The following is a 16,703-nucleotide window of genomic DNA, read 5'->3' on the forward strand; positions in this document are numbered from 1 at the left end:
CTTCACATCTAAAGCATAGAACTATGGATCACGCTGGACTCATCAAGCACTGTTCAAGGGAATTCCTTTCACGAAAATTGAGGAATTTTCTCCTATTGGGAACTATCCTTTTGAGCAGTGTGGTATTTGCTCAAACCGGTTCGGAATGCAATGCATTCGCCGGTACTTTGACGGGGTTTAAACCTTCAGATTGTTTGTTGGATGGTGGAACCGCGATCGGCGGAATTCCGAATGGCGATGCAGTGGTGCCGAGTGGTTTTTCCAAGGTCTATCTGCTCACCACTAGTCCTGGAGCGATCATTCAACAGGTGCGTACGGTACCGATCTTTGATGTCACCGATGAAGCGACCTATACCATACATACGTTGGTCCATGATCCTGCTACGCTCGATCTCACTAGCATAGTTCAAGGCGTTACGTCGGTGAGTGCGATAAATGGTGTGTTGGTACAAGGTGGTGGTTCGATCTGCGCAGGTCTGGATCTTGTCGGTACGCAGATCATTGTGGCTAATCCAAGTACCGGTAGCATTTCTGCGGTCATGGACGAAGTGTGTATGGCTGATGGGTCGGCAACCGTAGCCGCATCGCCAGCAAATGGCACCATCGTTCCTGAAGGATACAGCGTGTTGTATGTTCTTACTAACGGAGCAGCTCTTGTTATTGAAGATGCTTCCGCTACTCCGTCTTTCGAGGTGAATGTTGTTGGAACCTATACCATACATACGTTGGTCCATGATCCTGCAACATTGGATCTTGATCTCATTGTATTTGGAAGCTCCATACTGAATGACGTCAATGGCCTTTTATTCCAAGGCGGAGGTGCAATTTGTGGTGTCCTCGATGTTGCTGGCGCTCTGGTGAACGTTGTGGAGTGCAGTACGGAATGCTCTGCTTATGCCGGAACACTTTCGGGTTTCAAACCAACGGATTGCTTGCAGGAAGGAGGTACGGCGATCGGTGGAATTTCAAATGGTGATAAGGTGGTTCCCGCGGGATATGAAGTGGTCTACGTGCTGACCAGCGCCCCCGGAGCGATCATTGAGCAGATCCGGAACGTTCCGATCTTCGATGTATTGGAAGAGGCTGTGTACACCGTGCATACATTGGTGTATGACCCGGCTACGCTTGATCTTGGTTCAGTACAATTCGGAGTTACCAGTGCAGTGGATATCAGCGGACTGTTGATCGAAGGCGGCGGCTCCATTTGTGCTTCGTTGGATCTGGTAGGTACAACGATCCAAGTCGAGAATCCGGAATCGGGCGGCCTCACAGCAGTTGAAGCACAGGTTTGCATTGTTACTGGTTCCGCAACTATTAGCGCCACTCCGAGCGGTGGGCTTTATGTGCCCAATGGGTACACCGTATTGTATGTTCTTTCGCAAGGTCCCGAACTGATCATCCTGGAAACTAGTAGTGAGCCGATGTTCATGGTCACGGAACTGGGAGACTTCACGATCCATACGCTTGTCTATGATCCAGCGACATTGCCTTTGGGTGGGATTGTTTTTGGAACCACAACGGTTTTGGATGTGAACGGTATGCTCCTACAAGGCGGCGGCGGGATATGTGCCGTACTTGACGTTGCTGGTGCGCCGATCGAAGTGATCGAATGCAATGTTCCTTGTCTCACGGATGCCGGTTCATTGAGCATTGGTTCGTTCGAGACCTGTTTAGTGGATGGACAGGCCACGGTCACGGCGTTCGTTGAGGATGCGCCAACAGTACCTGCTGGTTATGAAGTGATCTACGTACTTACTTCGGGTACTGATCACATCCTTCAACAGGTGTCCAATGACCCTGATTTCTACGTTTCATTTGATGGTACGTTCACCGTGCATACGTTGGTATATGACCCTACTACGTTGGATCTGTCCGTCGTGAACTACGGTGTTACTACTGCCGCAGATGTCAATGCTCTTCTTATCCAAGGCGGCGGAAACATATGTGCGTCTCTTGACCTGGTTGGTGCATCAACGCTTGTCATTGATTGCAGCGTTGAGTGCTTTACCCAAGCCGGGTCGTTGACCGGTAATAAGACTCCGTGCCTATTGGATGGAATGGCAACGATCTCCGCCACACCGAATGGTGATGCAGTGGAGCCGTCAGGTTACGCAACGATCTATGTGCTCACGAACGGTACAGGACAGATCATCCAACAAACTTCTATAACTCCAAGTTTTGCCATATCCAATACTGGTCTGTACGCAATTCATACGCTGGTGTATGATGCCGGTACGTTGGATCTAGGCGTTGTGGTGTTCGGAACTACACCTGCGAGTGCGATCCACGGTTTGTTGTTACAAGGAGGTGGAGATATCTGTGGTAGTTTGGATATTACCGGTGCATCATTCAGTATTGAGGAATGCACGACCGATTGCTTGGCTGATGCTGGAACGCTTACAGGAAACGCTGCACCATGCATTGAAGGTAGCCCTGTTCTTATTTCCGCGAATGCGAATGGTGATGCGGTAGAGCCAGTAGGTTATTCTACCCTCTATGTGCTGACCAGTGGCGGCGGTCTGGTGATCGAAGCAGTTAGTGCCGACCCATCTTTTGCCGTGGATGTGATAGGAGTTTACACCATCCACACCTTGGTCTATGATCCGAATACCCTCGACCTGACCATCATTGAATTCGGGGTGACCACGGCACCTGAGGTGAATGCCTTGTTGATCCAAGGTGATGGTGATATCTGTGCTGCGTTGGATGTGGACGGTGCATCATTCACGATCGAACCTTGTTCCACGGAATGCATCATTTCTGCTGGTACCATAACCGGGGTCAACAGCTTGGGTTGTTTGTCGGATGGCGCTTCCACGTTGATGGCTACGCCGAATGGAGATGCCATCGTACCTTCTGGTTTCGTACAGAATTATGTATTGGCATACGGCCCGGATCTAGTGATCATGCAGGTCGGTCCTGTTCCATCATTCGTGATCACTACGCCGGGTGTCTATTCCATGCATTCCATTGTGTACAACCCCGCAACGCTTGATCTATCGATCATCCAGTTGGGTGTTTCGACAGCAGCCGATGTAGTTGCATACATCCTGTTGAACGGAGGGAACATTTGTGCAGGGTTGGACCAGACCGGTGCCCAATATGCCATTGGTAATTGCTTGGAGCCGTGTTTAGCGAAGGTCCACCTCACCGCGAACGGGAGCGGTGGTTGTTTGGTGAATGGAGAGATCACACTTTCCGCTACACCGAATGCGAGTATGTTGGTTCCTCCTGGTTACACCGTGGCATATATCCTTGCAAGTGGTGAGAATGCAGTGATCGAGGAGATCAGTCCAACGGCGAGCTTTTCTGTTACCACACCGGGTGCATACTCGATCCACGGGTTGGTCTACGATCCACTGACTTTGGATCTTTCACTGATCACACCGGGAATGTCCACCATGGATGCCGTTCATATCCTGCTCACACAGAGTGATGAACCATTCTGCGCAGGTATAGATATTCCTGGAGTGCCTTTCACTGTGACCGATTGCGGAAATATTATCACACAACCTTCTACAGCGATCTGGCCTGTACCTGCTGTGGACCAATTGCATGTGCAGGTAAGTGAGAAGATAACGGGTAATAACGCCGAGGTCGAATTGACCATTCTTGACGCTATGGGTCATCAGGTCCTAAGTGAAAAAGTGAACGGCAACGCAACCGTTCCGTTGATCGTGAATGTGCACGCACTTACCAATGGTACGTATACGCTGCGCGTTCAAAGTGTGCATGGTGTTGAATCACAGCGTTTCGTTAAGATCGGTCTGAAGTAGTCCAACAGTTATTTTATAAGACCCGCAGTCTGCCGTCCCTCAGTAAATGCGTGGAGGCAGGTGCGGGTCTTTTTTGTTTTGGATCGGATCATTGAATGGTATTCCGGATCATGATCCATTCTCTTGACAATTCCATGACCGAAACGGCCTTAGAAGGCCATTCATGGGTTGTGTGCTCAACGTTCCGGTAGTTGCTTTGTACCCGGAAAAACAGCAACACATTTCATGAAGCTTTTTACGCTGTGCGCAGCCTCACTTCTTTCAATCGCGACTTTTGCTCAGACAACGGTCGTTGTTAACACGAATGCCGGGAATACCGCTCAGGAATTCTACAGCTTACAGAACGGGACCATCAGTAACCCAGCTCTGGCGCAGTGGGATCTGGCCTTCGAAACTTCCGGGATAACGGGGAGTATACTGGTCAATACGGCCAAAGGCATTCAGGTCTTTAAAGCACCTTACACGATTACTGAGTGGACAATGCTCGATACATCCGGACTCGCTGTATCCTGGACCCCGCAACAGAACAGTGAAACGAACTGGAGTTCGGGTGCACTCAATCAAGGCCTTACAAGCAACCCCTTCGATCTGGGATGGGGCATCTACAACATGGTATCTCATAACATTACCGGAGATAGTTTGTTCGTACTGAAGCTCGCCGATGGTTCGTGGAAGAAGTTGCGCATTGATGGTTACGCTTCAACGACCAACGCGTTCACGTTCACATGGGCCGACCTTGATGGCGGCGCAGAACAGGTAGGGAGCATTGTTCGAGGTGATTATTCTTCAATGAACTTCGGATATTACTCGCTGGAGACGAATAGCCCATTGGCCCAAGAACCGGATGCTTCCACATGGGATCTGGTCTTCACGAAATACCTGGGTTTCGTTACACAACCGGCGGAAGGTTTTTATCCGGTTGTAGGATGCTTTCAGAACCGTGAAGTACAAGCATTGCAGGTGGATGGTGTACCCTCCGAATCCGCATCGTGGAGCGGCGGAACATTCAGTGATGATATGAATGTGATCGGTTTTGATTGGAAGAACTTCAACATGACCACCTTCGTGTGGGAATACACACCGGACCGCACCTATTTTGTTCAGGACCGCGATGGCAATATCTGGAAACTGATCTTTACCGAATATGGAGGTGGTGCTACGGGTACCATCACCTTCACCCAAGAGCTCGTCAGCGCAACGAGTGTGAATGAATATGGAACGAACGGATCGGCGATCATATTCCCGAACCCCACGAATGGAAGCAGCGTGAACGTGTTGTTGGATATTCCCGCGAATGAAGCACAGCTCACGATCTCCGCTGTGAATGGCAAACTGGTGCAAAGTCAAAAGCTGACAGGGATCAACCCGCTAGCAATAAGAACATTGGACGTTTCATCATTGACACAAGGTGTGTACATGGTCCGTATCGCTCATGTGAGTGGCGTGACCAATACCAAATTGGTCATTGAATAAAGAGCCCCTCGTTGCGTAGAACGCTCTATGCCTTGGTTGGCATGGGGCGTTCAATGTTGTAGGGGTGATCGTTCACTCTTGTGACCGGAGAATGGATCCTCCGGATCTACCGAACTGTGACAGTATCCGACAATAGCTGGCCGACCTTCGCGCAGCGAAAGGAACTAAGCGACTTCGCCTCGCGTGAGCGTCAATCCGTACATACTGCATTTGCGATCATTATGGATCATGCTTCTCCTGCTTTCGGGAGCCCTTTCCGCACAGACGTCGGTTGAGGTATTCGATTGTATTGACGGTAAGCCTGTTCCGTTCGCAGTGGTACGGCTAGAGGCCGAAGATCACACGGGTATTGCATCGAAGAGCACCGATCTGAACGGCAAAGCTGTTTTTGTTGATGGTGAACTTTTAGGCAAGAAAGCTGCTTTCGTGCGAATTGAAGCGCTTGGATACATGGTGGCGGACATACCGGCACTAACGCTGATCAAGTTTGGCTTGAAGCGGGACCCGCAACAACTGAAGGACGCTGTGGTTACCGGTCAGTATGGGCTTACTTCTGCGGTTAATGCCATACACAAAGTACGTGTGATCGATGAAGCTCAGTTGCAAGCACGCGCTTCGAACACGCTTGCCGATGCCTTACAGAATGAGCTGAATATTCAGCTTTCACAGGACAATATCCTTGGTACTTCCATTTCCATGCAAGGGCTGAGCGGACAGAACGTGAAGATCCTGATCGATGGTGTGCCTGTGATCGGAAGGCAGAATGGGAACATCGATCTAGCCCAGATGGATCTGAACGGCATAGCGCGTGTGGAGATCGTGGAAGGGCCATTGAGCGTGAGCTATGGAACCAATGCATTGGCCGGAACCATCAACTTGATCACGAAGAAGAACGCTAGTGAAGCACCTACCTTCAAATTCAGTTCGTACACTGAACATATTGGTCGGCTCAACCTCTGGGGAACCGCCTCCAAACGGTGGGGAAAGCATAACGTGAACATTAATCTTGGTCGCGATTATTTCAACGGCTGGAACCCCGGCCAGACAGATATTCCCAACTTTAAGCCCGCACTGGCGGATACTACACGCTACCAACAATGGAAGCCACGCGAGCAGTATACAGGGCGTCTCAACTACCGATGGAATAGCAATTCCTGGCACCTTGGATATAAGGCCGAGGTCAGCAATGACCTGATCACCGCGCGCGGTAGACCAAGAGCACCTTACTACGTTTCAGCATTCGATGAGGAGTACAGAACACAACGCTTCGATAACGCTTTATTTGCCGATCACTATTGGAGCAATGGACGCAAACTGAACCTGATCATAGCGCACGATCGGTACAAGCGTACACGCAATACATGGGTCCGTGATCTTACGAACCTTGGAGAACAACTCGTGGTCGGTGAAGATGTACAGGACACCTCGCTATTCACATTGACCAATGCGAGACTGGTCTACTTTTCTGCGGAGGAAGATGCTCAATTGCGTTATGAATTCGGGACGGACCTGAATTACGAGACCGGTTCCGGCCAACGCATTGTACAAGACGATGGCGCCTCGATCGGTGACTACGCGATCTATTCAAGTATCGAGTACAAGCCATGGAAGCAGGTCGTAGTTAGACCTGCGGTCCGTTATTCGTACAACACCATCTACGACGCCCCGTTGGTGCCATCGCTCAACGTCCGTTGGCAGTTGGATACGGCTTTCACGTTCAGAGCTAGTTATGCCCGAGGGTTCCGTACCCCTTCGCTGAAGGAACTCTATTTCTATTTCGTGGATGTGAATCATGATATACGTGGTAACAAGGAGCTCGATGCAGAGCATTCCAACAACTTCAGTGCATCGCTTACTTGGAATGAACCACGCGAACGCGGTGCATGGCGCGCTGAACTCAGTGGATTTTACAATACCATCAACGATATGATCACCTTGGCGCAGGTGGATGCCACGCTTTACACGTATGTCAATATTGGCCAGTACAGTACCGCCGGAGGAAATCTTGGCCTGTCTTGGGAGAATGGGAATTGGGTGATCAGTGCAGGTGGTAATGTCACAGGTCGTAAGGATGATCTCGCAAATGACGGAGCGAACGATTACCTGTGGTCACATGAAGCGCGTGGTTCCATATCACACACTTGGGCAAAGCACGGTTTATCAGCACAAGCATTTTTCAAATACCAAGGGTTGGTCTCCAACTACGCCTTGGCCGATGACAATACGGTGCAACGCTCGATGATCGAAGCATATGGCATGGCCGATGTATCTCTGACGAAAGAGCTATTGAAAAAGCGAATTGGACTTACAGTGGGGTGCAAGAACCTGTTCGACGTGCAGAATCTGAATGCCACCAGCTCCGGTGTTGGAGGAGTGCACGGTAACGGTGGTTCCAGCGTACCCATGATGAACGGTCGCCTTTTCTTTATGCGCTTGAACCTTGAATTATCAGCTCTTAGAAAATGAGGATCCTTGGTATGGTCATTTTCGCCGTGGCGAGCAGTGCGTTGCTTTCCTCATGTTTGAAGGATGAATTACCGGTGATCCCAGTGGAACGTGGTGATGTGGTCGAAGTTCAGTTGACCATGGGCAATGGCTACAATGAGCAATTGTGGTTCGACCTCGGAACCAATTCCGTTGTTGCGCAGAACAGTAAAACGGCTTGGGATCTCGCCTTTGAGTGTGGTGCTGCGGGCTGGCAGGTACGTGTGAACCCAGCGCGTTTCATGCGGGCCAACAGGACCAGTACGACCGACATCACCTTGGCGACCGATACGAACGGGTTCGGAGTACAATGGGAATACGATCATAGCGAAGGCATGGTGGATAGCCTTGCGTTCGGTGACTGGCGAATGAATGATGAAGTGTACGTACTTGACCTTGGTCTTGATGCCGAGGGCACTTTGCTCGGTATCCGAAGAGTGAGGGTGTTGGAGTCAACAACTACGCAATACACCTTCGAAGTAGCAGCGATGAACGGCAGCAACGTGCAACAATTCACCGTACAGAAAGACCCATCACGAACGTACGTTCATTTCAGCATTCTGAATGGGCAGCAAGTTCTGATCGCTCCCCCGCATGGCGCGTATGATCTCGTTTTCTCGCAATACACCTACCAATTCTACGACCCTTATTTGGCCTATTTGGTGACTGGCGCGGTCAGCGGTTTCAGCGGTTGTAGAGTGAGCGAGTTCTTTACGAATGATTTTGCTTCGGTCTCATTGGCAGATACAATGGCGAACCCCTTCAACACGAACGAGGATGTGATCGGATACGATTGGAAAGAATACGATTTCGATACCGGTATCTATGCGATCTTCCCGGATCACGTATTCATCGTTCAGGATGTCGAAGGATATTTCTACAAATTGCATTTTACCGATTGGTACAATGCCGCTGGCCAGCGTGGTAACCCACGGTTCGAAGTGGTGGGGTTGTAGTTCCGATAAAGGATCACCCTAAAAATCCATTTCCCCGCCACCGCTTTCGCCTGCAGGGCGTTGACCTTTCTTGCGGAACAACGAGGCGTCGCTCTCACCGAATTTCCATGTTAATGTGAAACGCACATAGCGTTGCTCACGACGACCGAAACTTTCCTGATAGAGATAGGGTGTGTTGATCGTACTCCCGTGCCGGTTCGTATAGAAGACATCATTCACCGAGACAACACCGGTCAAGCGTTTGTTGAAGTCGTAACCCAATGATGCATCCATGCTGTATTGTGAAAGCGACCGACCCTGAGCCTGAACTTCCGGACTTTCGTATTCGCCATTCAACTGAATGTTCCACGCTTTCTTGAATCTGTATTGCACCAGTGCTTTTGCCTCCCAGTTCGTCCCTTGATTGCGTAAACCACCCTGATCACTACCCAATGTCAGATCCGTGTATTGCAACGTGCCACTAAGCGTAACTTGAAGGTCTTGAAAAAAACGGAATTTGAAGATGTTCTCCCATCCAGCCCGTGTGCTGTTCGCGCCGTTAACGAAAGTGTTCCGCAGGATCGTGCTGTCAGAGGATAGGGGAGAACTGTAGCTGGTGATAACGTTCTCCGTGAACCGACCGTACACTGAAGTTAGCCATGTGGCTTTTCCATCCATGAACGGGGTCAAATGGTTCACTTCGGCAATGTTGCTGAACTGAGGAGCCAAAGCGGGATTTCCAATGCGAATGTTCCGACTGTCCGCGCTCCAGATCACAGGCATGATCTGCCAGAATCTCGGCCGGTCGATCTTGCGTGAAAAGTTGAATTGTAATTCGCGATCACTTCCTTCCCAATTCCGTACCAGATAGATCGCAGGAAAAAGTGCCTTCCCAAAATTCGATGAGCCATTCGGATATTCGTATCGGTACTCAACATCCTTGCCGAGCAGTTCAACAATGAACGCCGTCTGCTCAAAGCGAAGGCCTGCTTGCGCACTCCAGCGATCATTCAATTTGCGCATCCAATTGAGATAGATCGCATTGGTGTTATCAGTGATGAAATAATCGTTTGTCAATGAAGTATCCTTTACAGCTTCACCAACGATCGGCGACGTTTCGAATACGTTCAAGTAGGTGTTATCCTGAGAGTAGGCCACCTTCGCTCCCCATTCCAGTTTGGTGCGCTCGCCTATGGGCTCCTTCCAATCGGTCTGGAAGGTGTAACTGTTGGACGTACTGCCACCGAGGTTTGTTTGTAACCAAGGGCTGAAAGCCTGTTGCGTACCATCTTGACCATAAGTGTAGCGATCGAAATCCGATCTGGTATCACGTTGCCAACGGTTGTAGTTCACATCCATGGTCCATTCCTTACCGGGCTTCGGTGATGTGTGCTTGTACATGAATTGTGTACTGTAGCTCTGCATATCGTTGTCCGTCGTATTGATCTGGTCACCGGTTTCAATTACGGTACCCGAACCATTCCGGGAAGTGAATGCTTGTTTATCCGAGCCGCCGCGACCCATAAAACGCAAACCTTGAGACAAACTGAACAGACTTCGATTCGTCGCTTGCCAATCCACTCCGAAACGCCCGCCATGACCTCCGCGCATGGAGTTGCTCGTAGTTACTTGATCGAAATAACCCAAGGTCTCTCCGTTATTCAGGTCCGTACGTCGGGTATCGCCATTGGTGAGGTTGCGACCGGTATTGTAGTTATAGCTCAGGTTGAAGGCCCATTTGCCGTCCTTCGCATTGATGTTCCCTCCGGCCTGGTACCGATCGTTGCTGCCAATACCACCTTGCAATTGACCGCTGTAACCGGGTTTCATACTCTTTTTAAGAACCACGTTAATGATGCCACCGGTGGTGTTTGCATCAAATGCTACTGAGGGGTTCGTGATCACTTCAACGCGTTCGATCTCTTCCGCAGGGATCTGCTCCAATGTTATGGAACTCGGTCGCCCATCGATCAAGATCTGGGGGTTGGCACCTCGCATTTGAACATTACCATCCACATCCACGGTAAGGCCTGGAACATTCTTCATGACTTCAACACCGGTACCACCTTGGGTGCTCAAGTCCTTGTCCACATTGAACACGCGACGATCTACCTGCATCGTCATGGTGCTCTTTTCACTTACGATCTCTGCTTCCTTTAGCAATTCCGGGTCGGTCTCCAACGATAGATCTCCAAGATCTATTTCGATGGTATCCCGGGTCAATTGAACAGTTTGTTCCAATGTCCTATAACCCATGAATCCCACTTTGATGCGCAATGGACCCAGTGGTAATTTCTCCACTAAGAAATCACCGTTCCCCTGAACCAAGGAACCCCCTACCACGCTGTCCTTGCGCACGCTGAACACAGTGACCGTTGCGAATTCGACCGGCTTCTTGGTTTCAGAGTCTAAAACCTTACCGAATAGCTTGCCGATCGCAGGCATAGTGCCACGTCCTCTTCCGGTAGAACCTTCCTGGGCCAGTGCTTCAATACTGATCCACGAAACCAGTAAGATGAGTGTAAGTACCCGGGAATTGAACATGGGTGCAAAATCGAGGGTAATTTATCGGTTGAATGGCCTTTTGTGAACGATGGCAAAGGTACCTGCTATTGGCAGGCCCTTGTGTGGTATAGGACGATGATGTGCCCGACCTTCCCTTGATGTTAACGATCGTTCACATACGCGCTAGTGAACCAACCCCAAAATGAAAAGCCCCCCGGATCACCGAGGGGCTTTATACACTAGATCTGAATTGCAGTTCAATAATCGTCACGACCGCCGTCACGGCCACCGTCGCGATCTCCACCACGACCACCACGGTCACGGTCACCACCACGGTATCCGCCGCGATCACCACCACGATCACCGCCTCTATCTCCACCACGGTCTCCACCGCCTCCATATCCTCCGCGATCACCACCGCCTCCGCCACCGTATCCACCACGGTCGCCGCCACCACCGCCTCCGCGATAACCGCCACCACCGCCGCCACCGCGATATCCACCACGGTCACCACCACGGTCTCCGCCGCGATCACCTTCAGTACGTGGACGAGCTTCATTCACTACCAGGTCACGACCATGGAAGTTCTTTCCGTTGGTGCCTTCGATCGCTTTGCGACCGGCATCATCGTCTGCCATTTCAACAAACCCAAAACCGCGACTACGGTTAGTGACTTTATCCATAATGACCTTGGCTGAGGTGACTTCACCATATTCGGTGAAAAGCTCCTGAAGGTCTTGATCCTTCACTGTGTATGGCACGTTGGCGACGTAAATGTTCATGAGTTCTACTGACGGTTTTTTAAATTGATCTTGCCTGTACCCCGTTGGTCTCGCCAAAGCACAATGGGGCCTTTGGACGGAGCGAAAGTAGGACGTTTTTGGATCGGTCAAGTGAGGACGACGGAAATTTTGGGAACTAATCCATTGGTCCGTTACTGATATTCTTAGAGATAGGGTTCATAATTCCGTCGCATTCTGCACCTGAAGGCCCAATGTGGATGCGTTACCTTTGTATGCCCTCAGCGTTATTATTACACCATGTCCAAAACCACTTTTGCTAAAACGCCACCCGTCTTTTTCCAACGTCTCCGTGAGGTCACGGAAGCTTATTTCACGGAGAACAACCTGCGTAAAACTGGCGATGGACGGCTCTATTGGAAGACCGCCATACTGATGACGGCACTGGTGGGCCTTTATACCGTTCTGGTGTTCTTCACACCTGAGAACGGATGGCTCTCACTTGGCCTTTGCACTTTGCTGGGTCTAGTAATGGCAAGTATCGGGTTCAACGTGATGCACGACGGTGCACATGGCAGTTATAGCCGCCGGAATTGGGTGAACGAAATGATGGGGCATTCGCTGAACATGCTAGGGGGCAGTGTGCATTATTGGAAAGCGAAACACAATGTGAACCACCACACCTTCACCAACATCGAAGGAATGGATGAGGACATCGACATCAAATTCTTCATGCGTGTTCACAAAGGACAGCCAAAGCATTGGTTCCATCGGTTCCAACACATCTACGGTCTGCTGCTCTATGGCTTGACGTATCTGCTGTGGATCACAGTGAACGATATGCAGAAATACTTTACAGGCAAGATCGGTGAGAAGACCAAATTGAAGCCGCTAAGCTTGAAGGAGCATTTCATTTTCTGGGGATCGAAAGTGGGTTACTTTACGGTCTTCGTGGTGCTTCCTATGTTCTTCGCAGGGGTGGTTCCAACGTTGATCGGTTACGGTGTTATGGTGTTCGTGACCGGAATAGTGATCTCGGTCGTATTCCAATTGGCGCATGTGGTAGAGGATACCGATTTCGTTCCAGGGTCGACGGACCCGCAGCATGTGGAGTCTGAATGGGCTGTGCATCAGGTAGCTACAACCGTCAACTTCGCTACGCACAACAAGGTGTGGAACTGGCTTTTTGGTGGATTGAATTTTCAGGTGGAACATCACTTGTTCCCACGCATCAGCCACGTGCATTACCCTGCGCTGAACAAGCGTTTGATAGAGGTATGCGCGGAGTTCAATATCACGTATAGGGAATTCCCTTCGCTGCGCAGTGCATTGCTTTCGCACTTAAGGCATTTGCGGCAGGTCGGGGTGGCGTAAGAGGGTGTTGTTGGAACAGTGGTCTGCTTTATCGGACCACCGGGAGATTCAACGCTCCAATACCAATCTGCTCACCAAACGCTGATCTCCTAGAGTGCAAACAATCAGGTACAGCCCGACATCGTGGCCGGATAGATCCACCGTAACTGTATTCTCAGGTCCACCATTCAGAATGCCCGCCTTTTGGACCGGACGACCGATAATGTCCGTTATCACTAGGTCTTGGATCCAAGGCAAACCCTGAGGCATCCTTATTGTGAAGATGCCATCAGTCGGGTTCGGGAACACCGTCAATAGTTCGTTCCCGATGGGATCTTCGTGCAGGCCGGTGCTGATGTCCACTTCCCAATTGAAAAGAACCACGCCACCATATTTCGAATCGTACGGCTGTAAGGGTAGTCCATGATTATTGATGAAATTTCCCACTACAAGATCACCGAACAGATCGACACCCCAGGTTGCTGCACTATCATTGGGTAGGATGTGCCCGCCTTTCAGGACCGGCTCATCAGGATCTGTGATGTCATAGACCATGATCTCGCTATCTGCACCGCTTACGAATAGGAGGCTGTCTCCCAGAGCTGTGAGCATCTCATTGTCGTGGCCATCGCTACCGAACCAGTTGAAGCCGGAGCAATTCCATGGGTTCAACCAATTCACCTGGGTCATGTTCCCCGGGTCGCTGATGTCCACGATCTCCAATCCGCAATAATCGATCGTTGCATAGAGACGATCGTTAAGAACCAGCACATTGTTGTACGCCGGATTAGTAAAGATCGGGTGCGAAGGATTCACGTAACGACCGACCTCTGTTAGCGCTCCAGGATCCGAAATGTCTATGGCCCGCAGAGCTCCCGCATCAAATGCCAAATAGAGCATATCGCCGGTTATGGCCATGCCGCGTGCATTTGCGGGGTAATTCACAATGTCCGGCCACGTAGGGTCCGGCGGAAGAAAAGAAGAGCGGAAAGCGATGTTCTCGGGGTCGATCACGTCGAGGACCACGATGCCTTCTTCCATGGCACCGAGATAAGCGAATCCCTCATGGACCTTCACTATTGCGCTTCCGTGCGTAAATGGTGCATGTGTGTAGGTGTCAAGCAGCAACGGATCTGCCGGATCGCTTATATCCAAGATCGCTAAACCGGGGTTCTGTCCATTACCCGCGAGGTCCCCAACTGCCAAATAGAGGAGATTACCATACTGTTCCAAGTTCATCACCTTGAGACCACCGAACACACTTGGATACATTCTGCTCGCGACTTGAGGTGATCCCGGTTCTGAGATGTCAAGAACCATCAATCCGGAATCGCTACATGCCATGTAGATGTACGGTCTGCCGAGCCGATCGATCCGACTGCTCAACGTTGGCGCAGAAAAACTATCCGGGAAGGAAACGTAGCCATGCTGGTATCTTCCGACCTCCGTCAGCGTAACCGAATCGATGGATTGGGCCGTTGAGATCGAGGGAATGATCAAGACAAGAAGTGCAAGCTGTTGGATCTTTTGCATGTGATCGGCTTTCCCGGCAAGTTAATGATCGTTCATAACGCTATCAAGAAGTGATCCCCAACCGGGTCCTGATCGATGAGTGGTTTGTTCGTCGCTGGCAGTCTGGGCGCGAACAACATCCAACCTACAACAACCTCACTCCAATACCACCGGCATGTCCTTCGGGTGCTTCACCGTATAAACGAACCCGAGCTTCTTCGTTTCCTTTGGAGCGACCGTAATGTTCCAAGTAAGCTTGCCCGTGTTCTTGTTCACGGTAGCACCGCCTTCGTCTTCCAATTTTACTTCGATCTCGCTTTGAGGACTTAACGGGTATTGATCATGAACTTCGAGATCCACCGGGGTGTTCTTGGTGTTGCGCACAGAAATATCCCAGCCGATACTTACTGTTCGCTTTCCACCGATCACCGCTTTTTCATTGGTGGTCTTGCGCCGAACGCGCTCAACTGATACACCCTTATCACGGCCCAACGAGATCTCCAACGTGTCCTTTGGTATGTCGAGTTCCAAATAACTCTGGCCTACGAACGTGCCTTCGAAGAACACATTCGCTTCGCCGGGCAAGAGGTTCAGGTCTTCCCAACCGGTGGTGCGTGCATAGAGGAAAGCATCCTTGTCGCGCTTTGGTGTGGTGTAGTGCTTGTAGGTTGCAGGAATTGTTTGGCTGCTTACGCCGATCATATGCGGAGCGCCATCGCTTGGGACACTGAATGGTGTTTGGATCACGAACTCGATCGTTGTGGTTCGGCTTTCGACCGTGTTCCAGTTCACCACGGAAGCGTCCTGGTCCTCCATCAGTTTGTACTCACTACCGGAGGCTAGGGTGCTGGCGGCATCCATCATCGGTTGCTGTCTAGGAGCTTTGCTGATCGTCTCGGTGCGCATGATCTGCGGCAAGTACAAGGTCCATGGAGTAAGTGTAGGCATGATGCCTCCCAGAGTTGGGTTTCCGCTACTCAAGCTCAGATCCACCTTATCCCAATCCTCACCGGTATTGTTCGTCACTTGCGCTTTCATCAGCAGTTCTATGGGCTGGCCAACACCGATTGCACGCAGATCATATGCTGGTGTCCAGGCTGCGCTGCCCACGAAATAGCTCAGAACGAAACTCGCATTCACTTCAGCGGTGCTGCTGATCTCAACTACGACTTCACTTGTAGGACGCGGCGCTTGGCTTTGTAATTGTTGTACTTGCTGTCGCAATTTATTCGCTTCTTCTTCAATTTTCGTAAGCTTTTCCTGCTGCTCAAGCCAACCGGCTTTCATCGCTTTCATGCGTTCCCGTTGATAGTCCACCACACCTTGCAATTGCGCAGCGGATATACCGTTCGTTTGGCCACCTACGGCCCAATTCTGCTGCAGTAGTTTCTCTTCGTTCTCCCAAACTTGTTGTAGTCCTTTTTCGATGTTGAAGTCGTGCTCCAGTTTTTTGATACGAGTCTGCAAGTCCTCTATTTCCGGCTTCTTTGGACTTTCCGTCAAGTAATTGATGCGGTGGTTCACACTCAATATGCTGTATCCACCTTTGCCTGTTACTTGTATGCTCTGCGGATCGATGCCTTGTGCCAACCCGGTAAATACAAATGTGCTTGTTCCGGATGGCACCTTCGCACTGGCTTTGCGTGAAACCTGAGCTCCGCTCAGGAAAACTTTTGCTTCAGAGACCTTGCTGGTTACTGGTGTTTCGTCTACCGCGTAAAGTGATGGTAAAAGGGTCAGCGCAATAAGCGCAATGAAGGAACGGGTCATTCGAGGGGTCATTTCGTAAGCTTATGATTCTACTTATTCCAGTACCCATCTGAAGCAAAAAGGTTCATCGGTAAGTGGAATAAACTGCGAAGTGCAAAGTACAGGCCACGATCACAAAAGTCGAACGCCCCAAGCTATATGGGGCGTTCGTGGCG

Annotated in this window: 9 protein-coding genes; 5 read left to right on the forward strand and 4 right to left on the reverse strand. The window is 50.5% G+C overall.

Annotation, left to right across the window (positions count from 1 at the left end):
• Positions 1–95: 95 nt before the first annotated feature.
• From IPF95_07065 to IPF95_07080, 4 genes are all read left to right on the forward strand, one after another.
• Positions 96–3,776, forward strand: coding sequence for a T9SS type A sorting domain-containing protein (locus tag IPF95_07065; protein ID MBK6474457.1), 3,681 nt, complete (start codon positions 96–98; stop codon positions 3,774–3,776).
• Between the two features lie 225 nt (positions 3,777–4,001).
• Complete coding sequence (locus tag IPF95_07070; GenBank protein ID MBK6474458.1) at positions 4,002–5,249, forward strand: T9SS type A sorting domain-containing protein; 1,248 nt, start codon at positions 4,002–4,004, stop codon at positions 5,247–5,249.
• 228 nt (positions 5,250–5,477) lie between these two features.
• Positions 5,478–7,715, forward strand: coding sequence for a TonB-dependent receptor (locus IPF95_07075; protein ID MBK6474459.1), 2,238 nt, complete (start codon positions 5,478–5,480; stop codon positions 7,713–7,715).
• Entirely contained in the window at positions 7,712–8,689 is a 978-nt protein-coding gene (locus IPF95_07080; GenBank protein MBK6474460.1) for a hypothetical protein, read from the forward strand. The genes IPF95_07075 and IPF95_07080 overlap by 4 nt, the downstream gene beginning before the upstream one ends.
• A gap of 18 nt (positions 8,690–8,707) precedes the next feature.
• Here IPF95_07080 and IPF95_07085 read toward each other — a convergent pair whose 3' ends face one another.
• Both IPF95_07085 and IPF95_07090 read right to left on the reverse strand, forming a co-directional pair.
• Positions 8,708–11,212, reverse strand: coding sequence for a TonB-dependent receptor (locus IPF95_07085; GenBank protein ID MBK6474461.1), 2,505 nt, complete (start codon positions 11,210–11,212; stop codon positions 8,708–8,710).
• 218 nt (positions 11,213–11,430) lie between these two features.
• Positions 11,431–11,955 carry an RNA-binding protein gene (locus IPF95_07090; protein MBK6474462.1) on the reverse strand — a complete coding sequence of 175 codons (525 nt, stop codon included), beginning with the start codon at positions 11,953–11,955 and terminating at the stop codon, positions 11,431–11,433.
• Positions 11,956–12,213: 258 nt separating this feature from the next.
• Here IPF95_07090 and IPF95_07095 point away from each other — a divergent pair, with 258 nt between their 5' ends.
• Positions 12,214–13,287 carry an acyl-CoA desaturase gene (locus IPF95_07095; GenBank protein ID MBK6474463.1) on the forward strand — a complete coding sequence of 358 codons (1,074 nt, stop codon included), beginning with the start codon at positions 12,214–12,216 and terminating at the stop codon, positions 13,285–13,287.
• 48 nt (positions 13,288–13,335) lie between these two features.
• Here IPF95_07095 and IPF95_07100 read toward each other — a convergent pair whose 3' ends face one another.
• Both IPF95_07100 and IPF95_07105 read right to left on the reverse strand, forming a co-directional pair.
• Positions 13,336–14,799: a T9SS type A sorting domain-containing protein gene (locus IPF95_07100; GenBank protein MBK6474464.1), complete on the reverse strand. Its 1,464-nt coding sequence runs from the start codon at positions 14,797–14,799 to the stop codon at positions 13,336–13,338.
• A 135-nt stretch (positions 14,800–14,934) separates the two neighbouring features.
• Positions 14,935–16,548, reverse strand: coding sequence for a DUF4139 domain-containing protein (locus tag IPF95_07105; protein MBK6474465.1), 1,614 nt, complete (start codon positions 16,546–16,548; stop codon positions 14,935–14,937).
• Positions 16,549–16,703: the final 155 nt, after the last annotated feature.

It is taken from the genome of Flavobacteriales bacterium (genome assembly GCA_016704485.1).
GTDB lineage: Bacteria > Bacteroidota > Bacteroidia > Flavobacteriales_F > PHOS-HE28 > PHOS-HE28.